Below are 22,450 nucleotides of genomic sequence, written 5' to 3' on the forward strand. Positions count from 1 at the left end.
TTACGGAAAACGTTTGCGATAAACGTTGATTCCCTTACAAAACCAATGTCATCTGTAGTTTTCACACAGCCTGTAAAATAGAATTCCTCAAGGTACCGTCTCCAACATCCAATCAAATGGTTTTTTAGCCAAAGGGAATGTTTTGTTTTTTCTCTTTAATACCACTTTCAACGAGTCATTTTGCACTTTTCCTTTGAGGATTACGGTGTTGGTGTCGGGTAAAGTGCATTGGAGAATAAACAAATTAGCACTATCGCTGGAGCGTTTTTTAAAGGAAATGGTTTGGTGCAAAGAGTCTAATTTATAACCAAAATACGCCCGTCCGTAACGAATTCTGAACAGCGTGTCGGTGGTCTGAATGCTTCCGCTGTTGTTTTTCTCAAAAATCACGTCCTTCCAGCGGAGGCTATCGGTTGCCATTCGCCCTGAGGTTTCAAACGAAGCTACGTCGAAAATACCCGTCGTCAAGACTTCTTTGGGAGGGGCGTCGTTGAAAGGATGAAGGCTTGATTGGTAGGAAGAGTAAAAAGGAAAAACGATAAATAAACCGATGAAAACAACTTTCAACAAAATACGGGTCGTTTGCATCCATTTTTCGGAAAATGCGTACGCAGGAGGCAGTGGTTCGGTAGGCTGATTGAGAACAAAGAAGCGAAGAAGACGCTGGGCATCTGTCAGGAGTAAAATACAACTAAACACAAACAAGTGCATCGAAAACAGCTTTACAGGGATGTTGTAAGCCAAATTCATCATTGCCACGTTTAGAAAAACGCCCGCAGCCACCAACGCACCCAAGGTACTTGTGCGTCGGAAAATGAGCAAAGCCCCCGCTACGCATTCCATCACTCCCGAAAATACCTCGTAGGGCTGCGAATACCCAATAAAAAACCAAGCAAGCCGCATTGGTGACAAATCGCCAATGGGAGTGGCGAATTGGCTCAAATTGGGAAAAGGCATTTGTTGAGCATACACTTTGATAATCCCGTACACGAACGAAACCATGCTGACGTAATACCGAAGCCCTACAATAAGCCAATAGTAGGCAGTTTCGTAGCTTGGCCTTTTGCGGTCGAGCAGCGACCAAAGTGCCGTTCCGACGAGGGCCATGAGGCTATGAAAGCATAATGCTGCGTAGCCAAACGAGGTGTCGCCGCTACCCGCCACGGGCACTAATACGTCCTTGATATGAAACAAGTACTGGTTGAGCCATTCTATCACTGCTTTTTCAGCGGCGGTATAAATGCCGTACACCGTGTTTATTAAAGGCAGCTGCGCAAAACCAAAGAAATTGATGCAGTAAAAACCAAGGTAAATGGCTGTGAAACGAAAAATGACTTTGCGCCAAAGTGGCCAATCGGAGGGTGATGTTATCATGTAACAAAAGGAAAGAGGTTTGTTATTTTAGGGCTATTTACAAAAAAACAAAAAATAGCTAACTTGTGCTCAATTCTATGAAAAAACTCGCGTTACAGCTGGTATTCGTGCTTCTTGGGCATTGGGCTTGCGCTCAACTACCTATTCACTACCTTGACGAACTCCCAACCATCGACGGCCAATCCAACGAATGGCCTCAGGAGTTTTTTCGGAGGTATCGCCCCCAAAGCCGTTTGGCAAAATCGACTAACGAAATGCGGTATGCGTTGGGTTTTGATGAACTGTTTTTGTACGGCATTTTTGAGGTAAAAGATGCCCATTTAACCAATCTTGCCAACGATAAAAGCGGTAGCCCTCGTATTACGTTTAACGATGGGATGGAGTTCTACATCGATACCCAAAATAATAGCAAAGCGTTAATGGAGGACGATGATTATCAGTTGATTATAGATGCCATGGGAAACCTAACTGTGTTTAGAGGAGGAGATAAGTTTTTGATAAAAGTAAACGAATCGAAAGTGCCGAAAGACACTATGACGTCGCATTTTGTGATGGATTATCAGGTGGCTCGTAAGGGAACTGTCAATGATGAAACCGACCAAGACGAGGGGTATCTTATTGAGTTTCGGGTGGCTTGGGCTGCGTTGGGAGTTCGCCCGCAGATGCAAAAACGCTTTAAGGTCGATATTTGCCTCAACGACGCCGACCATTACCTCGATATTCGCCCCTTGGACGAAGAAGCGTCTATTCCTTTTTATGACTACGAAAGCATCAGTGGCGGCAAAGATTTTGGCTTTCCGACTACTTGGCAAGCGGCGGCATTGGTGGGGGAAGCAACTTGGTGGACGGGTTTTCGACGTACATTCACCAAGGGTATAGGAGTAGGTTTAGGCATCATTTTGATTGTAATCGCTTTCGGAATTTGGCAATGGAAGCGCCGTTTCCCGACCGTTGTAACCGTTGAAGAAAAAGTCTATCGAGTGATTGCACCCACGGACGTAGCTGCGGACGATGCGACTCTGGTTGGAAAAGCAGAGCGATTTGTGTTGCAAAACCTTCAGCAAGAACTTTCTCCGTCTGACCTTGCCGAACACCTTAACCTCAGCTTACGCCAGCTTCAGCGCCAACTGCGGGAAGAAGCGGATATGACTCCCACGGATTTTATTCGTAAAATCAAACTAGAAAAAGCAGCGCTCTGGCTGGTGTCTTCTCCAAAAAACGTTGCCGAAATTGCCTACGAATTGGGTTTTTCTGACCCAGCCTATTTTTCCCGAATTTTTAAGAAACACTTTGGCCAAACTCCCTCCGAATTTCAAGAAAATGCCCAAAAATCATAGATTGGCGCGATTGTACCAGTTTTTGTCGTGTTTGTAGGTCTGCGTTTTATGGTAAAAAGCGAGCTTTGTTTTCAAAATAGAACACAAAGTTGTATGCAAAAACTATTGTTGAGTATTGCCTTTATTGTTGGCGTTTTATGGCAAAGTTTAGCCCAAACCATTCCTTCTTTTCCAGGGGCGGAGGGCTTTGGAGCGGTGGCCACGGGAGGGCGTGGGGGGAACGTTTATTACGTAACCAATCTCAATTGTTCGGGGCCTGGGTCGCTGCAAAACGGTTTGAACCAAGCAGGAGCTAAGTATATTTTGTTCAAAGTGAGTGGGGTGATTCCGTGTGCCGCCGAAGTCTTCAAAGGGGATGTTACCATTGCGGGGCAAACTTCCCCAGCAGGAATCATTGTTCGGGGCATTATTTTGGACGAAATCTATGAGCAAAACACCAACTCACGCAATGTGATTATTCGTCACTTGCGTTCGCGTCCGAAACCTACCCAAACATTGCCCAGCCAAGGGTACGTACTCGACGATGGCTTGCGACTCGACGGCGCTTCAAACGTCATCGTGGATCATTGTTCGTTTGCCAATGCCATTGACGAAAGTGTGCAGATTTCGCATTCACGCAATATTACCATTCAAAACAGTATGCTGTCCGAAACCCTCGGTGAGCACTTTCATTTGGGGGGAATGTTGGTCAATTATTCGCGTGCCGACCACCCGCAAGACAATATCAGCATTCACCACAATGTTTGGAATCGGATTGGGGGGCGTTTCCCTGAATTGTCGTGTGAGTCACCGTTTTGCAGTTCGGCACCGCTGAATATCGAAATCACCTCAAATCTTTTTTGGGATCAGCAAATTCAGACGTGGTACAATGCCTGTACGTCGGGTGGGAGCGATTGTACCAATTTTCGACTGAACCTCAATTTTACCAACAACTATTCGGTGGTTCGTTCTACGTACAACGGCCCATTAGCCTCGGCCGATTTTTTGTCCAACGCGTCCAATCGGCTGTTTGTTTCGGGAAATCGTTTGAATAGATATGCGCAATATTCAGATTATCAGTTGTTTTACTGCTGCAATGATTTTAATACAAACGCCCCCAATACCAGTTTAGGCACGGCCCAACGCCTCACAATGCGCCATTCGTTTCCGTTGATTACGCCTACAACTGCGACGGACTTGCCGATGTATGCCACCAAAAATGTGGGAGCGTTCCCCCGTGACCCGATGGATCGGCGTTTGTTGGCATCAATTGCCTCAAACACGATTGCTTCCCAAGCCATCAACGGCACCGATTATTTCAACGACGCATTTCTGTTGGATACCGCCCCACCGCCACCTGTCGATACTGATAACGATGGAATGCCCAACGACTGGGAAACAGCCAATGGTTTGAACCCCAGTGTACAAGATCACAACGGAACACAACTCTCTAAAAAGTTTACGGGGGTGGAAGGTTACACCAATTTGGAATGTTACCTCAATGAACTTTCGGATAAATTGGTAGGTCAAACGAGTGTAGTTGTGATACCTCCAAGCACGACAATTACGGGGATTGAACTCACCCCAAGCGAGTGGATTTCAGCAACGGTAAGCCCTAATCCTGCCGAATCAGGCATTGTGGTGAAAGTAACGGGGCAAACGGGCAGTCCGTGGCGTTTTGAGCTGCTCGATGCCCTAGGACGGGTGGTTTTGCAGGAAAACAACATTTCGACGCGTGAAAAATCAAGTACACTGCCTCGCTTATTACCCAATGGTACCTATACGATTCGGATTTATCTTGATAATCAGACGTATTCACAGAAGGTTGTCGTGTTGAGGTGAGCGGTGTTTATTTTGGAACCACATAAGACATATAAGGGATTATAAGAAAACTTCTATGCTCTTATATGTCTTATCTGGTTTAATAATTTTTCAGTATCCCTATAAATGGACTAACTTGCATACCTCGAAAATAAGTTCATTGTTGCTTTATGTTCAAAATCGTTAGTTCATCGGCGGGGTCGGGCAAAACCTACACCCTCACCAAAGAATACCTCAAGCTCGTTCTCCAAAACGATAACGCTTATTATTTTAAGCACATTCTTGCCATTACGTTTACCAAAGCCGCTACCCGCGAAATGAAGGAACGTATTCTGGGACGTTTACAGGTATTTGCCGAAGGCGGAAACGACCCCATGTTAGGTGACATTATTCGTGAACTTTACCCCGAAACACTCAATGACCTAGAAGGTGCCTATAAGGTGCAAGAGCAGTCGCTGAGGACGCGTGCGGAACGCGTTTTTAAGCAAATCTTGCATGATTATAGCGACTTCGCCGTCATGACGATTGATAGCTTCGTCCAACGGGTAGTGAGTGCATTTACCGACGAACTGGGCATGCCTTTTTCGTTTGAAGTGGAGATGGAAGCGGGCGAACTTTTATTGATGGCGGTAGAACGTTTGCTCGAACATACGGGCGATGATTCCTACGGAGAATTGACCGATATTTTGGAATCTTTTTACTTGGAAGCAGGGCAGGATGGTCAAAACTATCACAATTTGCCCGAAGCACTGGCGAGTTTTGCCACCGATTTGCTCAACGAACAACGCTACGCGGCCATTGTTCAAAATTCAGAACTAACGGCCAAAGATTTTAAAAAAATCCGTCGGCAGTTAGTGGCAGCCATCAAAATGTGGGAGAATCAAATCATTAAATGGGCGGAGGAAGGGCAACGGCTAATTTTGGAAAAAGGGCTTGACGAGAAAGATTTTGCGTACGGAACGGTCTTTAAATATTTCAAAAAACGCACCGAAGATTCGGAAACGATGTCGGAGCCTGGTAGCCGAGAAAAAGAGGCGTTTGAAAATGACAAAGGATGGTTGACAAAGTCGGCGCGTCCGTTTGTGGTAGAAGCCGTTGAAACACTGAAACCCCAATTGGCCGACTGCTACGGGCACATTGAGAAAATTCGCCGTGAAAACAGCAAGCCGTATTTCTTGTACCAACAGCTGATTCCGCACTTGTACCATTTGTCGCTGTTGAACGAAATTAAAGAAGAATTTGACCGCCAACTGCGAGAAAATAACCGCGTTCACATTTCGGAATTTAACCAAAAAATCCTCAAAATCGTCACCGAAGACCCCGTGCCGTTTATTTACGAACGCTTGGGTGAGAAATTTAACCACATACTCATTGACGAGTTTCAAGATACTTCCAAATTACAGTTTGCCAACCTTTTGCCGTTGATTGACAATAGCTTAGGGTATGAGCATTTCAATTTGGCTGTGGGCGACTCAAAGCAGGCGATTTATCGTTTTCGAGGGGGGGACATGGACCAAATCATTGCGCTCCATTCCAAAAAAATGGATCGTCTCTATCGCTCTTTGGGCGACAGTGAGCTGACGGTGGAGCGCCTCGAAAATATTCGCTGGCACCTCAAAGACGACGTGCTTCGTACCAACCGCCGAAGCGCCCGCGAAGTCATTGAATTTAACAATGCTTTTTTTGAAACGGTCGAAAAACTATACCGCGACCAATTCCCGTTGGCGGAGGAAGTGTTTGCCCAAGTTGCCCAAGAAATTCCGCCTAGCCCCAAAACAGGAGGCCAAGTGAACATTGAATTTGTGGAAGGGAAAGAAGGCGATGACGAAAACGATACCCCCGTGATGATTACCCGAACGCTGGAGTTGATTCGGCAAGTGACGGAGCAAGAGGGCTTTTCGTTGGGAGACGTGTCGGTGTTGTGCCGTTTTAAACGAGATGCCAAGAAGATTGCCAACCACTTAAAAGAAAACGGCTACAATATTATTTCGGATGATTCTTTGTCGTTGCGGTTTTCGGCGGCGGTCAACTTGGTGACGGCGTTTATGCGAGTATTGGTAAAACCCGATAGTCGCTTGGACAAATACGAAGCACTGTATCTTTACTTCCGCCTGATTTTGGCGCGGATTCCCGATGCCAACGACAACCGACTCATCAAGGCGGCTGTAGAATCCACCGACGTGCATTTGTTTTACGACTACGTGAATAAATTGCAAGAAACGGTTTATGGTCAGAAATCACTTGAGACTCCGCCTTCGACCCTCGACACGCACTTAACGCCTTATAAGTTCCTGCAAATGAGCGCTTATGAGCTTTCGGAAAAGCTAATTCAGGTGTTTCGTTTATTTCAACTGGTGGACGAACGAGATTATTTGTTCCGCTTCTTGGACGTGGTGCTCGAATTTAGCACGCAACGCGGTAGTCACTTGGCCGACTTTTTGGAATATTGGGAAACCCAAAAAGACAAAATTTCGATTTCGGCCCCTTCCGACCCCAACGCCATCACCGTCCAGACCATCCACCGTTCCAAAGGGCTTGAATATCCCATTGTTATCATTCCGTATGCCGATTGGGAATTTGTGCCTAGTGCCAAACGGGATACCATGTGGGTGAATTTAGAGCCAGCTGAAGCATTAGGCGTATCGTCGTGGGAAGCTGGAAAGGTAGAGGCAGGAGAGGCGATAGAATACATGGAAGAAAAATTCTTAAAAACAGGTTCGGTGCGAGTCACTTCGGCTCTCGACCAAACGCCCGACGCCATCGCAACGCAGTACCGCGAAGAATGCGAGCGGGTATTTGTCGAAAACCTGAATTTGTTGTACGTGGCTTTTACTCGCCCTACGCGGCGGTTGTACGTACTGGCCAAAGGGGAAAATTTTGAAAAAATCAAAACGCCTCGCCGCATTAGTTATTGGTTGTATCAGTACCAGCAGTCAGCGGACAGCGAGCAGCAGTTAGTAGATAGCAGCCAGGTGTTAGCAGGAGATAGCTCCCACACTCGACATTCTGCACTCGACCCTCGACATTCATTCTATATTCCCAATGTTATTTCCACTGACCGAAGTCGTGAATTACGCCTTCGTCGATTGGCCAATCGGGTGTTTGACGTAGAGACTTTTGAACGAAAAAAAGACCACGGAAATAAAGTTCACTACGCGTTATCGAAGGTTAAAACACCCAGCGATGTTCCAATGGCTTTGGCTCAAATGCAAACCGACGGCGTCATTGATGCCTCCGAATCCGCAGAAATTCAGAAAAGCCTCGAAAATATTTTAAAACATCCTGATTTGAAAGGGCTGTTCGACGCTGAAAATACAGTACTCAACGAGCGTGAAATCTTAACTCCCGATGGCAACCTTCATCGACCCGACCGCGTCGTGTTTTTACCCGAAGAGCGTGTGGTGATTTTAGATTACAAAACGGGGATTCCACTCGACAGCCATAGCCGACAAATAAAACGGTACGTGAATCTGTTCAAAGAAATGGGGAAAAAGCAGGTCGAAGCGTTGCTGGTTTATATCGAACGAAACGAAGTGGTAAAAGTTTAGGTCAAGGTCAGACGATAGTCAGACCGAGTTCAAAATCTAATTTACATAAAACCATAATCTTTAGCCCCTGCCAAGGGTATTGTCGCTTGGCAGGGGTTTTATCCAGTTACTATGAAAAAGATATCTGTCATTTTTATTGCATTTTCAATAACCCTATATGGATGTTTTTTTGATATTGGTTTTGATAAAGACCAACATCGAATCAATGTGCCTGTATTAGTATCAAACCTTAAAGATACCTTGAACATAGGGGATACTTTATTTTTTTCAGCGGTTATCAACAATCCGGTAGAAGTAGTAGATTTGAGTAAGTACAGACAGAAAACATTCAATACTACACTCCCAAATAACGCACGTTTGGAAATAGTTTTAGCACTTTATGAATCATTAATAGATAGAAACTACCATGAAGTAATAAAGCCAGACAAAACTGCTGATTTTTATGATTTTTTCTCTAATTTAGGGTTATTGAAAATCATTCCTTATCCTGCCATTATATTTGATTATTCAAAAGATAAGTTCATTTTTAAATTTGGAATGATAGTAAAAAGGAAAGGGTTATACGGGATGCATTTACAAAAAGATTTAGTAACTATATCTGACAAAAATTACTCTTTCACAGGCCATTTGTGGCCGTATTTTTCTAATGCAAATATTAAATCAACATTTACTTACTGAGAAGCAGAAAGAGTCTTTGCAGGGAGATAAAAGGGTGTTTTTTTATGTACGCTAAAGACGAAATATGAGAAAAATACCTGTCATTTTTATTGCATTTTCTGTGACCTTCTATGGATGTATTTTCGATATTGGTTTTGATAAAGATCAGCATCGAGTCAATGTACCCGTATTGGTTTCAAATCTTAAAGATACTTTGAACATAGGGGATACTTTGACTTTTTCGGCAGCTATCAGCAACCCCGTAGAAGTGACAGACATTAGTAAAGAAAGAAAAAGAACATTTGAAGGCACACTTTCTGGCAGTGTAGGGTTTGTAATTTTATTATACCGATTTGCTGAGAATAATACTGGGGTACGAGACATAGTACCGATTCAAGATAGACCTTTTGCTTTTAATTTTATTGCTGAAAAAGGTTTCTTTCCCAGAGTTCCTCCTTCTATTGAGTTTGATTTTGATTCAGGAAAATTTAGTTTTAAATTCAAAGTTGTTCCGTTAAAAAAAGGATTATATGCTTTGCGATTAGAGCCAGAGTATATTAGTATAAAAAATAATAACAATTATTTGGAAGGGCATATTTATCCTTATTTTGCCAATAAAGAGTTAAATCATAAATTGACTGATAATCCTAAAGATTCACCTCGATATAATGATACATGGGTGTTTTTTTATGTACGTTAAAGACGAAATATGAAAAAGATAGCTGTTATTTTTATTGCATTTTCTGTGACCCTCTATGGATGTAGTATCTTCGGTATTGGTTTTGATAAAGACCAGCATCGAATCAATGTTCCTGTATTAGTTTCAAATCTTAAAGATACTTTGAACATAGGGGATACTTTGGTTTTTTCGGCAGCTATCAGTAATCCCGTAGAAGTAACAGACATTAGTCGAGAAAGAAAAAAAACATTTGAAGGTACACTTTCTGGCAGTGTAGGGTTTGAAATTGGATTATCCCGATTTTCTGAGAATAGTACTGGGGTACGAGACATAGTACCGATTCAAGATATACCTTTTACTTTTAATCTTATTGCTGAAAAAGGTTTTTTTCGCAGAATTCCCCCTTCTATTGAGTTTGATTTTGATTCAGGTAAGTTTAGCTTTAAATTCAAAGTTGTTCCGTTGAAAAAAGGATTATATTCTTTGCGATTAATCAAGGAGTATATAAGTATAAAAAACAATAATAACAATTATTTGGAAGGGCATATTTATCCTTATTTTGCCAATAAAGAGTTAAATCATAAATTGACTGATAATCCTAAAGATCCACCTCGATATAATGATACATGGGTGTTTTTTTATGTACGTTAAAGACGAAATATGAAAAAAATACCTGTCATTTTTATTACATTTTCTGTGATCTTCTATGGATGTATTTTCGATATTGGTTTTGATAAAGATCAGCATCGAGTCAATGTACCCGTATTGGTTTCAAATCTTAAAGATACTTTAAGCATAGGGGATACTTTGGTTTTTTCGGCAGCTATCAGTAATCCCGTAGAAGTGACAGACATTAGTCGAGAAAGAAAAAGAACATTTGAAGGCACACTTTCTGGCAGTGTAGGGTTTGAAATTGGATTAACCGAATTTTCTGATATTAATACTGTGATAGGAGACGTAATACCGATTCAAGATAGACCTTTTACTTTTAATTTTATTGCTGAAAAAGGTTTCTTTCCCAGAGTTCCTCCTTCCATTGAGTTCGAGTTTGATTCAGGTAAGTTTAGTTTTGAATTCAAAGTTGTTCCATTAAAAAAAGGATTATATTCTTTACATTTATTCAAGGAGTTTGTTGCTATAAAAAGTAATAACAATAAGTTGGAAGGGCATATTTATCCTTATTTTACGAATAAAGAATTAAATCATAAGTTGACTGATAACCATAAAAATAAATTTTCATTTGATGATAAAAGGGTGCTTTTTTATGTACGTTAAAGACGAAATATGAAAAAGATAGCTGTTATTTTTATTGCATTTTCTGTGACCCTCTATGGATGTATTGTTGATATTGGTTTTGATAAAGACCAGCACAGACGACGAACCACAAGAAACTCAGACCTGAGAAGTAACTATCGGGTCTGACTACCGTCTGACCCGATAGAATATTTTTTTGAAAAAATGTGACATCAGGGTATGTTTTTGCGTATATATGACAAACACAGTTGTCAAAACAAACCCCAACATACTATGGACCCATTTTTTTACTTCGGCGAAGATGAGTTTGAGTCAGACGAGCCGACTCAAACTCCTGATACAATGGCTATTTCGACAAGCGATACACAGGATACCGCAAGTATGATTTCTCCGAATACGGAGAGTTTTTGTAGATAAATTCTAGCTGCGCGGCACCATTTTTGGCGAAAGCTTCGTCTGCTTTTTTACGTTCTTCCAACTTCTGCTTCAACGCTGCGTCTTTGCGGAGCAAATCGGCCGCCACGTCTTCAAACACATAGGCCGAAAAGTGCTCTTTTTGTGCCAAAATACTATCAAAGAAATTCCACGAAAAAAACGAATCGGGACCTTGTGGTTCAAGGGTCTCAACAATGTATCGATTACTCGGCTGATTGGTCGTGATGACATAATCACCTTGGTAAAACGGCAATTTTTGCGTTTCCTTACGGAGCGTTACTCCCGTGTGGTTATAGTGCCCTTCGTAAGGCTTGGCGGGGCTTTTGTAGTCTTCAATGTAATAGGTTTCTACTTCCATTTCGGTGTCTTTTGGCAGTGGTTGCATTTGCACGCCGTTGAGTTTTAAAAGCTCAATTACCCGACCCCAACTCTGCGGAATGATGTAGGCTTTGGGCTTTTCTATTTGTAAATCAGCGACGTAATGGTCGTAAAACGGAATGCGTTTCGTAAACGGCTCATTTCTATCATAATAGAGTCGATTAAGTCCGCTCACTTCACTGGGCTTGTATTTGGCCGCAAAACCTTTAAAGGTAATAGAGTCTGCCACCGCGCGATCTACTTTCCAACTCAACGGAAATTTTGTTTGAGCCGCAACGGCCGCATCTGCTTTTTGTTTGTTGGCGACAATCGTATTGGCGTGTTTTGCGGCAAGCTCCAACGTAATTTCCATAAACGCATACGTTCCTTTGACGCGTGTGGGGTAATCCTTGAGCATGTGAAGTTCTACCACAAACGTTTCGCAGTTAAACAACGACGCGTACCCAGAGCTGTAACGTGGACCGTCGTTAAAGCCCAAATAACCCGTTTCGGGGGTAGCGCCAAACGCATTGACGTACGGAACGGGAGGAAAACCAGAAGCAGACAGTTTTTGATCGAGGGCAGGATTAAATTCTTTGCTAAAAAAGCCCGAAACCTGCGCGTTAAATTTGTCTTTTTGGGTTGCAAAATAAGTGACCGCATGTTGGTAATCGGCGCCGTTGGAGGTGTGATTGTCGATAATGATGTGTGGTTTCCACGCTTGGAACATCCGTTGCCACGACTCCGAATTTTTTGAATCCGTTTTGATAAAATCACGATTGAGGTCGTAGTTTCGTGAATTGGCACGGAATCCGTAGGTAGTGGGGCCGTTTTGGTTGATGCGCGAAACCCCACGATTGAGCGCACCGTCCACGTTGTAAACAGGTACAATACAGAGCACTACGTTGGCAGGAAGGGCTTTCTTCTCCAACAATTCCCGCGCCCACATCATGCTGGCGTCAATCCCTTCGGGTTCGCCAGGGTGAATGCCGTTGTTGACCAATAAAGTAACTTTTCCAGCTTGTGGTTTAAAGATTTTGTTGGCCGAGAGCACAAACAAATGAATAGGCTTGCCAATGTCGGTCGTGCCTACTTCAATCAGCGAGGCTTGGTCGTATTTTTTGTCCAACGCTTGATAAAAGCGAATAATTTCGTCGTACGTAGCCGTTTCTTGACCTTTACTGGTTTCGTACGAAATAGTTTGTGCCCATAGCATAGGCGACCACAAAAGCAATAGTAGCACTTTTTTCATGCGGTGTGATTGATTAGTTTGTTAGATGGTTTTGAGAATAAATGTGTGGGTACGACCCGAAGTTAAACGATATTTCCGAAGGCCGTTGGCAGGTTGCCCAATCGCAGGCAGGCTTTTTAGCTCCTCTGCCGCAGGTACTACAAGCTCCGCTTCGCATCCTTGCGGAAGTGAAATTTCGAGGGTTCGGTTGCCAAGTTTTCCCGTTGCACTGAATAAAATAGCACCTTGGGCGGTGTAGTTGATGAGCGAAAGCTGGTCTAAATCACCCAATTGAGGCCTTATTTGGGCTTTTTTAAACGCTGGACTGAGCGGCTGAATGCCTGCGAGTCCCATGTAGGTAACAAAAAGGGGCGCTACGGGGCAATGGCTCCATTGTTGCGTAGTATCGTGACGAACGTGCCATGTTTCGGCCAAGGTATTGTTCTCAGCGACGGACTCCATTCCGTACCAACGCGAACGGAAGTCGTCGAGAATAGGCTGGACATTTCCTGCTTTTGCCAGTGCCCAGTAGCGCCAATTGGCATTGGCGGGGTAGGAAAGACCCAAGTTGGCAGGTGGATTGGCCAGCGCTTTTACACAAAATTTGGTGATTCCCTCGGGACATTGATCGTATAAAATGGCCGTCGCCAACGAACGATCGCAGATGCGCTCTTCTTTTTCTTCGGCTACCCAAGGCAAATTATTGACAAACATTCCCCTAGCCGAACTCCAAAACAGCTTTACCGTCGTGGCCTGAATTTCGTTTCCAACGGCGCGCGCTTTGTTGGCAAGGTCGTTCATACCCATCGCTTCGCAAAGAGGCGCGAAAGCCTTTTGCATCATAGCAGCCGTGTAAAGGTTAAATGCGCACTGCTTGTGCCGTTGCTTTTTGTAGGCATCATGATCTATCCAAACGGTAGGCACCCCCAAATTCTCGACGGGAAGTAGTCCGTTGGAAGCACGAAGTTTGAGGAGGTAATTAAAAAACTTGACCAGCCGAGGCATCACTTCGGTCAGCGCGAGTTTGTCGCCCGTATAAAGGTAATAATACCAACAGTCGAAATTGAAACCCACTCCGTGGTCGAGCAAAGGCCCCCAAGGAGTTAGACCTACTTGCCGCTCCATGACGCGCGCGAGTCGGTCAAAAGCAGGCCATGCGTCCAAAAAATACCCGTCGAGGGTTAGTCCTTGGCTGTAGGTATTGATAAAACGAGCGTGTAAAAGTCGGTCGCCAAAGGTGTTTTGAAGGCTATGGATTTGGTGGCCACAATCGCCGCTGTATTGCTGACGCTCGCGCGCCATCCCATCGACAATCGTTTCTTGACATGAGTTATGCAAGGTGTTAATGGCAGCGTCGAGTACTTTCTGAATTTTAGCATCGCTGCATTGAACTTGGGCGGGGTTTGGCCAAGGATATTGCCGACGACGAACACCCACGTTGCTCACAATGGCTTGCCCTTCGCTCCCGTGAATGTGAAGCTGTAACCACCGCAACGATTCGTAGTCAAAGGTCTCAAAACGATTGGTGCCTGTGCGGCAAATGAAGCGAGTCCACGAATTAAATTTGGTATTCAACAGCGGCTCTCCTCCCACAAGGTGCGCTTCTTGTACCATGAGTTCGATGATGGTTCCGCTGGGGGCATCAATCGTAAAATAGGGAAACCCAACGACCTGCTCTTTCAACTCAAACGTCAAAATGGCACCACGGTCTTTGTCCACATTGACAGTCCAGCTTTGTGGCGTACTACTCACCACACACGGTAGGCGTTGAACAACGTAAGCATCGGACGTACCAAATTCAAAATATTCTTGGGGACTTCGTTTCCACCGAACGGTCATCGACTCAGCCAATTTAGTGACCGAAAGAAGGTTTTCTTTAAGCAGCGGAATACTTCGGCTGCGTAGTTGCGAAGCTTCCACGCGGCCACTGATGTCTAAGGCATATTCGTTGAAGGTACTATTGATGGGGGGCTTGTTGGCGGGGTTGTTGAGTTCTTGGGCCAAAAGCCATTCTTCAAACGGGACATATTCGGTGGTGTACCATTTGTGGGGGTAGTGGCGCGCGTCAAATTCTTCTTGAAAAGCCCGTAAATACCAGCGTTTGTAGTGCCCAGGTGGCCAACTGCGCGCAATGAGGGTTTGCCAAGTCCCATCCGAAATTACTTGGAGGGTATTTCCGTTGGCAAATTCAATATCAATTTTAAAAAGAAACCCAGGTTTTCCCACCGGCCACGTTCCATCACCGTGGCCATAAAACAACACCTGCGCGCCCAAAACGTTGGTTCCTGCGTTGAGGTGGTTGGTGAGGTCAATTGGGTCGGCTTCTGACCAACGAGGGTCGGCGGGAGCAGGGCCAAACTGAATACGTTGCCCATTGGCAAAAAATAGATACCGACTATCGCCAATGATGTACCCTTTTGCGCTGCGGGGCTTAGAAGGTAAATTCAATTCTTTTCTGAAAAGCACTACGGTATTGGGCAAGCACCGCTGCATCGGGTACCAAATCCATTTGGCAGGGCTTAAATCGAGGGCAAGGGTAGGTGAGGGGTCAAAAAAGGGTTGTGGGGAGATTGGCAAAGAGGAGGGCGCAGAGGTTTCTGGAGCGTTCGGAGCTAACCATAAAGAAAGGCTACTGACTGACGAATTTTTCAGAAACGTACGGCGGGATGTAGTAAAATCTATCATACGTGAGGTTAGGTAAATGCGCCTACAAGTTACACAAGCCCACGGATTTTTAACAAAAAAGGCAGGGAATTTACATTGCCCTGCCTAACCTTTATACGACATATTTTTTTAATTACTCTTTTCCCGAACGTGGGTTGCGGTTGAGGCGTTGTAAAAGCATTTGCGTGAACATCTGTTCTGCTTTATAAAGCTCCGCTAACTGTCTGACGTTGATAACTTTGAGGAATTTTGTGACGTATTCTTTCTCCAAATCAACTTCTTTTTGCTGCAAATTCAGCGATTCTTTGATATTGGCAAGGATTTTTTCGTCGGGTGTTGTCAAGGTATTGGTTTCGACAATGAGACGACGCATTTGCTTGCGAATCTCTTTTTTCTTCCCGTCAAACTCGTTGTAAATAGGCCAAAACTGCTGAGATTGTTCGGCAGATAAATTGAGGCGATTGGTAATGAGCCCAATTTTGGCGTTTTCTATTTTTTGGTTTCCTCCGTCCTGCGCCACAGCGGCGTGGGTGAGAAGGGAAACGATGGCGACAAACAGTAACTTTTTCATGGTTGGTATGTAAGTTGACTACTAAATATTTTCTTCAATATCTGCTTCCTGAATAGCTTTTCGGAGGGCTTCGTCATCGACGTTGAGTTGTTGTAACAATACGTCTTCGTTGGAATAAAGTTCATTGAGCGACGTTTGTTCGCCCATTTCTTGTTGGGTAATTTGGGTATCTTTTAAATAATTATAGATTTCTTGGTCAGAGACTTGACTGAGGCTTTCTTCGCTCAGCGACAATTGTTTTTGGGGATATGTCACCCACAAAAGTGCCCCAACCACGCTGGCCGCTGCTCCTACGATGGCCGTACGGCGCCACGACCACCCGATGGTGAACTTGGTTTCTTTTTCGTCGATATGTTCATGCAAACGCGTCTGAACCATTGAAGGAAGTTTGTCAAAATATCCTTCGGGGGTTTCAAACGGAAGCTTGCGGTCAAGTTGTTCCAGTTTTATCTTTTTCATGGATGTGGTAGTTGGCCCAATGCCCTTTTACGTTTCCTTTTTGTTTTTGACAAACCTGCGACAATAAAGTTTAATCTTCCCCGTTTAAAATCTTCTCAATTTTTGCTACAGCATGGTGATAGCTCGCCTTTAATGCGCCCACGGACGTCTTTGTAATTTCAGAAATATCCTCGTAGGTAAGGTCATCAAAATACTTCATGTTGAAGACCAAACGCTGTTTTTCGGGCAGTGTAAGTACGGCTTTTTGCAGTTTTAACTGAATTTCATCGCCAGCGATGGGGTAGTCGGAATGTCCTGTGGCGCTTTCTAATTTTTCGAGTAGTTCGCCCTCAACATCGTTAATAGAAAGAAAAAAGCGACGACGTTTTTTGTTTAAAAAATTGAGACACTCGTTGGTGGCAATGCGGTAAAGCCACGTATAAAGCTGGGAGTCGCCGCGAAAGTTTTCGAGCGACTGCCAGGCTTTTATGAAGGTTTCTTGTGTTAAATCGTCAGCGTCGTCATGGTCAATCACCATCTTGCGAATGTGCCAATACATTTTTTGCTGGTACTTTCGAACCAGTTGATTGAAAGCGAAGTTACGGCTTTCAGGATTGGCAAATTTCTCAATAATGGTTTGGTCAGTCATGCGCTACGCTTTGTGTTACTCGTTATCTGTTATTGGTTAACCGTTTGGGTCGAAATTATAACTATTTCAACGGTTGACAAATAACAGATAACCGTTAACAATTATTTCTTTCTAGCAATAGCACGTTTGGCGGCTTCTACGATGGCTTTGGCCGAAAGACCGTATTTTTCCATCAATTGAGCAGGCGTACCACTTTCGCCAAATGTATCTTTTACTCCTACGTATTCCAACGGAGCAAGGTGTTTTTGAATCAACACCTGAGCGATACTGTCGCCTAAGCCACCCGCTACTTGGTGTTCTTCGGCCGAAACAGCGCAACCCGTTTTCTTTACAGAAGCTAAGATGGCTTTTTCGTCCAAAGGTTTAATGGTATGAATGTTGATGATTTCGGCGTTGATGCCTTCTGCTTCGAGCATTTCACCTGCCTGAATCGCTTCCCACACCAAATGGCCTGTGGCAAAGATACTTACGTCAGTACCTTCGTTGACCATCCATGCTTTGCCGATTTCAAATTTTTGGTCAGCATCGGTGAAAACTGGAATCACTGGGCGGCCAAAACGCAAATACACGGGGCCGTCGTACTCAGCAATCGCAATGGTAGCAGCTTTGGTTTGGTTATAGTCGCATGGGTTGATAACGGTCATGCCAGGAAGCATTTTCATCATCCCCAAATCTTCCAATACTTGGTGCGTAGCGCCGTCTTCGCCCAAGGTAAGACCTGCGTGCGAAGCGCAGATTTTAACGTTTTTGTGCGAATAGGCTACGCTTTGGCGTACTTGGTCGTACACACGGCTAGTAGCGAAGTTGGCGAAAGTAGTCGCAAACGGAATTTTGCCCCCGATGGTAAGCCCTGCGGCCATTCCAATCATGTTGGCTTCCGAAATCCCGCACTGAATAAAGCGCTCTGGGTTTTCTTTGATAAACGCGTCAAGTTTCAACGAACCCACGAGGTCGGCGCAAAGCGCAACGACGTTCGGGTTGGTCTGACCTAATACTTGCATACCCGCACCGAAACCGCTACGAGTGTCTTTTTTTTCTGTGAACGTGTATTTTTTCATTTCTAGTAATCTCCCAAAGTTTCTTCTAATTGTGAAAGAGCTTGTTCCAATTGTGCGTCGTTAGGGGCTACACCGTGCCACTTGTGCGAGTGCATCATGAAGTCAACACCTTGGCCCATTTCGGTTTTCATCATCACGGCGATGGGTTGGCCTTTGCCTACCAAACGCTTGATTTTACGAAGAAGGGTCGTGAGTTCGTCCATGTTGTTACCATCAACGTGCAACACCCGCCAGCCGAATGCTTTGTATTTGGCTCCCAAATCGCGGTTATCGTTTACTTTCTTCGTAGAACCGTCGATTTGCTGACCATTTACATCGACAAACGCAACGAGGTTGTCCACGTTGTTGTTAGGTGCAAACTGAACGGCTTCCCATACTTGGCCTTCTTGTTGCTCACCGTCGCCCATCAAACAATAAACGAGTGTTTTGTCACCGTTTAATTTCTTTGAAAGTGCCGAGCCGATAGCTACTGAAAGCCCTTGTCCCAACGAACCAGAAGCGATACGAATACCTGGAAGGTGCTCGTGTGTAGTGGGGTGGCCTTGTAAACGAGAGTTGAGTTTACGGAAAGTAGCGAGTTCTGTTACATCAAAATACCCACGACGGGCCAAAACGCTGTAAAAAACAGGAGAGATGTGACCGTTTGACAAGTAGAAAAGGTCTTCTCCTTTGCCATCCATGTTAAACGACAAGTATCCGCCTTTGCCTTTGCGGTTATTGATTTTCATTTGTTGAAAATACAAGGCCACTAACAAATCGGCACAGCCCAACGACCCCCCTGGGTGGCCCGATTGGCAGCCGTGAACCATTCGTAAAATATCGCGTCTTACTTGCGAAGCAATGCTTTGTAGCTCAGTCATTTGGATTAGTAAAGTATTGGTAGATTGGAAATTGTTGCAAATATAATTGTCAAAGTGACACTTTAAGGATAATTACTTAGAAAAAACAAGATTTTTTCACAGACGGAGTCTTTCACTCCCAATGACTAGCTCATCCAAGTACTTGTGCAGCATGGTTTTTGGTGTCGATTTTTGAAATGACTTCTTGAATCACACCTGCTTCGTCAATGATAAATGTTGTACGAATTGTGCCCATGTACTTGCGTCCGTAGAGCATCTTTTCACCCCAAACTCCGAAGGCTTCTACGATGTTGTGGTCAGGGTCGGCAAGGAGGGGAAAGGGCAAACTATACTTGTTAGCAAACTTTTTATGTGATTTTTCGTCATCGACACTCACGCCCAGCACTACAAAGCCTTTGGCGAGCAAGGCGTCATAGTTGTCGCGAAGACTGCAGGCTTGAGCGGTGCAGGCAGGGGTGCTATCTTTGGGATAAAAATAAATAACAATCTTTTTGCCGTGGAAATCAGAGAGTTTGATGGAGTTTCCGTCTTGGTCTTTGGCCTCAAACGAGGGCGCTTTGTCACCAACTTGAAGTGCCATGTCGTACTGCGTGAAGGGGTTATTCTCAGTTAGAATTGTTTTGAGGCTGCAAGATACTAATAATTGTGAAAGGAGTCTGTAACTTTGCCCCCAAACCCAAAATCAGGAGAAAGATGCCTTTCCCAAAAGACTGATGGTGAAAAAGGCTATTTATGAATGCTTTGAGGTAACCAACCTCGATGAACTCGACACCTGAAACAGTGTACAGGGACGGGTAAAAAGAGAACAATTAACGGACAAAAAAATAACAAATAACAGTGTTTGATACTAACAAAAAAGTAGGCGTATTAGGTGGAGGGCAGCTTGGGCTTATGTTGTTGCAAGCCGCCATTGATTGGAACCTAAACGTAAAAATCATTGATGCCGCCGATGCGCCCTGTGCCCCCATCGCCCCTGAGTTTGTAGAAGGCTCGCTGCAAGACTACGAGGCAGTGTATCGCTTTGGTCAGGATGTGGATGTGTTGACCATCGAAATCGAAAAGGTAAATGTGGACGCGCTCGAAGCCCTCGAAAGAGAAGGTAAAAAGGTGTTTCCGCAGCCGCATCTGATTCGCTTGATTCAAGATAAGCGTACCCAAAAGCAGTTTTATCGTGAACATGGTTTGCCAACGGCCGATTTTATCCTCACAGATAATCGGGCTGACGTGGCCAATTACGTCGATTTCCTGCCTGCTTTCCACAAATTAGGTCGCGACGGCTACGATGGCAAAGGTGTTCAACGCATTGCCACGCCCGCCGATTTCGAGAAAGCTTTTGACGCTCCTGGGCTGTTGGAAAAAGCCGTGGATTTTGAGAAAGAATTGGCCGTAATTGTAGCGCGTAACGAAAAAGGCGAAATGGCCACTTTTCCAACGGTAGAAATGGTGTTTCATCCCGAAGCGAATTTGGTGGAGTATTTGTTTGCACCTGCCGAAATATCGACCGAGGTAGAACAACAAGCCGAAAGCCTCGCCAAAAAAACGGCCGAAGCGCTGGGCATCGTGGGATTGTTGGCCGTCGAAATGTTTTTGACCAAAGACGGTCAAGTACTTATCAACGAAGTAGCACCGCGCCCGCACAACAGTGGCCACCACACGATTCGGGCCAATGTAACCTCGCAGTTTGAACAACATTGGCGGGCGATTCTGAACTTGCCTTTGGGAGATACCACGGCCTATACACCTGCGGCGATGGTCAACTTGCTGGGAGAGGAAGGACACACAGGGCCTGCCCATTACGAAGGCATGGACGAGGTGCTGGCCACCCACGGCGTTTTTCCGTTTTTGTACGGCAAAAAAATCACGAAACCTTTCCGCAAAATGGGACACATCACTGTGACAGACAATAGCCTAGAAAAGCTAAAAACAAAAGCGGAGTGGGTAAAAGGAGCTTTAAAAGTAGTAACAAAATAAAGAACCAACCATCCCTTGGATGTGTTCTTGAGTTAGGAAGCTGTGTTGGCTTTCGATGTTCATAACGCCATTTAATTTATATGGAGCAAATAAGCCAGAAAAGGTAAGCTAGAACAACATTTCACTTGCCTTTTGCCAAACTTGCTTATTTGCTCGCTTCTTCTTCAACCATGACTCCCAATCTTCCCAAAACCGAACTCAAACGCGTCGTGATTGTTGGCGCGGGTTTCGGTGGGCTTGTGCTTGCACGCAAGCTTTCGCAACGTTCAGATGTTCAAATAGTTCTTGTCGATAAAAACAACTACCACCAGTTCCAGCCCTTGTTTTATCAGGTGGCTATGGCAGGTTTGGAACCTAGTTCTATCTCGTTTCCGCTCAGAAAAGTGTTTCAGTCTAAAAAGAACGTTCACATTCGGGTGACGGACGTGAAGCACATCCATACCGAAACCAACGTCATTGAAACGGGTTTGGGAATGATTGAGTACGATTATTTGGTGTTGGCAACGGGGGCAGATACCAATTTCTTTGGGATGAAAAACATCATCGAAAATGCCATGCCGATGAAGTCGGTGAGTGAGGCATTGGCGATTCGAAATCGGATGTTGCAAAACTTTGAAGAAGCCCTCAGTACGCAATCGCTCGAAGAACGGCTGGGGTTGATGAACGTGGTGATTGTGGGAGGAGGCCCAACGGGCGTAGAAATTGCGGGGACATTGGCCGAAATGAAACGGCATATTTTACCCAAAGATTATCCCGAACTAAACTTCGATTCGATGCAAATTTACCTCTACGAATCGTCGCCTGCGGTGCTGGAGGTGATGTCAAAAGAGGCGTCGGTCAAAGCCAAAGAGTACCTTACTGACTTGGGGGTTAACCTGCGTCTCGGAATGCGTATTACTGATTTTGACGGAAAATATGCGTACACCAACACGGGCGACCGCCTGCGTACCAACAACTTGATTTGGGCGGCAGGGGTAAAAGCCAACGGCATCGACGGCATCCCAACGGAAGCCTACGGACGCGGTGGGCGCATCAAAGTCAACCGTTTTAACCAAGTTGAAGGGGTTACCAACGTCTTTGCCATTGGAGATTTGGCATTGATGACCGAAGAAAAATATCCCAATGGCCACCCACAATTGGCACAACCTGCCATGCAGCAAGGCGAATTGTTGGCCAAAAACTTTGTAAAACTGCTAAAAGGCCAAGAAATGCAGCCTTTTACGTACAAAGATTTAGGTTCGATGGCGACAGTCGGACGTAACTTGGCCGTGGTGGACTTGCCATTCTGGAAGTTTCAGGGCTTTTTTGCGTGGGTGACGTGGATGTTTGTGCACTTGATTTCGATTGTAGGAGTAAAAAACCGCTTGTTGATTTTTATCAACTGGCTTTGGAATTATGTCACTTACGACCAATCGTTGCGCCTGATTATCAAACCAAAAATACTCAAAGAACGAGAAGACGTTCCTGAAAAGGAAACGGTGTAATTTGCCATTCTTCCCGTTTTTTTACGTTTCTTGTTCTCCCAAAACCATTCTTCCAAATCGAGAATAATCCGTGGAAGAAGCAT

The 22,450-nt window shown here is 44.6% G+C and carries 18 protein-coding genes; 9 read left to right on the top strand and 9 right to left on the bottom strand.

The annotated features are described in order from the left end of the window. Positions 1 to 87 precede the first annotated feature (87 nt). Positions 88 to 1,374, bottom strand: a complete 1,287-nt coding sequence (locus FHS57_RS03200; protein ID WP_183971422.1) for a hypothetical protein — start codon at positions 1,372 to 1,374, stop codon at positions 88 to 90. Positions 1,375 to 1,451: 77 nt separating this feature from the next. Here FHS57_RS03200 and FHS57_RS03205 point away from each other — a divergent pair, with 77 nt between their 5' ends. The 7 genes from FHS57_RS03205 (at position 1,452) to FHS57_RS03235 (ending at position 10,670) form a co-directional block, all read left to right on the top strand. Beyond that, complete coding sequence (locus tag FHS57_RS03205) at positions 1,452 to 2,711, top strand: helix-turn-helix domain-containing protein (RefSeq protein ID WP_183971424.1); 1,260 nt, start codon at positions 1,452 to 1,454, stop codon at positions 2,709 to 2,711. A gap of 93 nt (positions 2,712 to 2,804) precedes the next feature. Then, positions 2,805 to 4,532, top strand: coding sequence for a T9SS type A sorting domain-containing protein (locus FHS57_RS03210; RefSeq protein WP_183971426.1), 1,728 nt, complete (start codon positions 2,805 to 2,807; stop codon positions 4,530 to 4,532). 149 nt (positions 4,533 to 4,681) lie between these two features. Beyond that, a complete protein-coding gene (locus tag FHS57_RS03215; RefSeq protein WP_183971428.1) occupies positions 4,682 to 8,059 on the top strand; it encodes a UvrD-helicase domain-containing protein in 3,378 nt (1,125 codons plus the stop codon). Between the two features lie 111 nt (positions 8,060 to 8,170). Then, positions 8,171 to 8,737: a hypothetical protein gene (locus FHS57_RS03220; protein WP_183971430.1), complete on the top strand. Its 567-nt coding sequence runs from the start codon at positions 8,171 to 8,173 to the stop codon at positions 8,735 to 8,737. A gap of 64 nt (positions 8,738 to 8,801) precedes the next feature. After that, positions 8,802 to 9,416 (top strand): hypothetical protein, encoded by a 615-nt coding sequence (locus FHS57_RS03225; RefSeq protein ID WP_183971432.1) that lies wholly within the window; start codon positions 8,802 to 8,804, stop codon positions 9,414 to 9,416. A 9-nt stretch (positions 9,417 to 9,425) separates the two neighbouring features. Beyond that, complete coding sequence (locus FHS57_RS03230; protein WP_183971434.1) at positions 9,426 to 10,046, top strand: hypothetical protein; 621 nt, start codon at positions 9,426 to 9,428, stop codon at positions 10,044 to 10,046. A 9-nt stretch (positions 10,047 to 10,055) separates the two neighbouring features. Further along, the gene (locus FHS57_RS03235; RefSeq protein WP_183971436.1) at positions 10,056 to 10,670 is read left to right on the top strand and encodes a hypothetical protein; all 615 of its coding nucleotides are present in this window, start codon (positions 10,056 to 10,058) and stop codon (positions 10,668 to 10,670) included. Between the two features lie 325 nt (positions 10,671 to 10,995). On the opposite strand, the gene FHS57_RS03240 is transcribed toward FHS57_RS03235, so the two are convergent. From FHS57_RS03240 to bcp, 8 genes are all read right to left on the bottom strand, one after another. Beyond that, the gene (locus FHS57_RS03240) at positions 10,996 to 12,693 is read right to left on the bottom strand and encodes a M14 family metallopeptidase (protein ID WP_183971438.1); all 1,698 of its coding nucleotides are present in this window, start codon (positions 12,691 to 12,693) and stop codon (positions 10,996 to 10,998) included. Between the two features lie 21 nt (positions 12,694 to 12,714). After that, the gene (locus FHS57_RS03245) at positions 12,715 to 15,357 is read right to left on the bottom strand and encodes an alpha-L-rhamnosidase-related protein (RefSeq protein WP_183971440.1); all 2,643 of its coding nucleotides are present in this window, start codon (positions 15,355 to 15,357) and stop codon (positions 12,715 to 12,717) included. A 112-nt stretch (positions 15,358 to 15,469) separates the two neighbouring features. Then, positions 15,470 to 15,907, bottom strand: coding sequence for a Spy/CpxP family protein refolding chaperone (locus FHS57_RS03250; protein ID WP_183971442.1), 438 nt, complete (start codon positions 15,905 to 15,907; stop codon positions 15,470 to 15,472). A gap of 21 nt (positions 15,908 to 15,928) precedes the next feature. Further along, positions 15,929 to 16,366 carry a hypothetical protein gene (locus FHS57_RS03255; protein WP_183971443.1) on the bottom strand — a complete coding sequence of 146 codons (438 nt, stop codon included), beginning with the start codon at positions 16,364 to 16,366 and terminating at the stop codon, positions 15,929 to 15,931. Positions 16,367 to 16,436: 70 nt separating this feature from the next. Then, positions 16,437 to 16,994: an RNA polymerase sigma factor gene (locus FHS57_RS03260; protein ID WP_028526279.1), complete on the bottom strand. Its 558-nt coding sequence runs from the start codon at positions 16,992 to 16,994 to the stop codon at positions 16,437 to 16,439. A gap of 101 nt (positions 16,995 to 17,095) precedes the next feature. Further along, entirely contained in the window at positions 17,096 to 18,052 is a 957-nt protein-coding gene (locus tag FHS57_RS03265; protein WP_183971445.1) for a transketolase family protein, read from the bottom strand. Positions 18,053 to 18,054: 2 nt separating this feature from the next. After that, positions 18,055 to 18,912 carry a transketolase gene (locus FHS57_RS03270; protein ID WP_221225533.1) on the bottom strand — a complete coding sequence of 286 codons (858 nt, stop codon included), beginning with the start codon at positions 18,910 to 18,912 and terminating at the stop codon, positions 18,055 to 18,057. A 130-nt stretch (positions 18,913 to 19,042) separates the two neighbouring features. Further along, a complete protein-coding gene (gene bcp, locus FHS57_RS03275) occupies positions 19,043 to 19,492 on the bottom strand; it encodes a thioredoxin-dependent thiol peroxidase (protein WP_183971447.1) in 450 nt (149 codons plus the stop codon). Positions 19,493 to 19,749: 257 nt separating this feature from the next. Here bcp and FHS57_RS03280 point away from each other — a divergent pair, with 257 nt between their 5' ends. Further along, positions 19,750 to 20,883 (top strand): 5-(carboxyamino)imidazole ribonucleotide synthase, encoded by a 1,134-nt coding sequence (locus FHS57_RS03280; protein ID WP_183971449.1) that lies wholly within the window; start codon positions 19,750 to 19,752, stop codon positions 20,881 to 20,883. Positions 20,884 to 21,053: 170 nt separating this feature from the next. Beyond that, positions 21,054 to 22,367 carry an NAD(P)/FAD-dependent oxidoreductase gene (locus FHS57_RS03285; protein ID WP_183971450.1) on the top strand — a complete coding sequence of 438 codons (1,314 nt, stop codon included), beginning with the start codon at positions 21,054 to 21,056 and terminating at the stop codon, positions 22,365 to 22,367. Positions 22,368 to 22,450 lie beyond the last annotated feature (83 nt).

Source organism: Runella defluvii (assembly GCF_014195535.1).
Lineage (GTDB): Bacteria > Bacteroidota > Bacteroidia > Cytophagales > Spirosomataceae > Runella > Runella defluvii.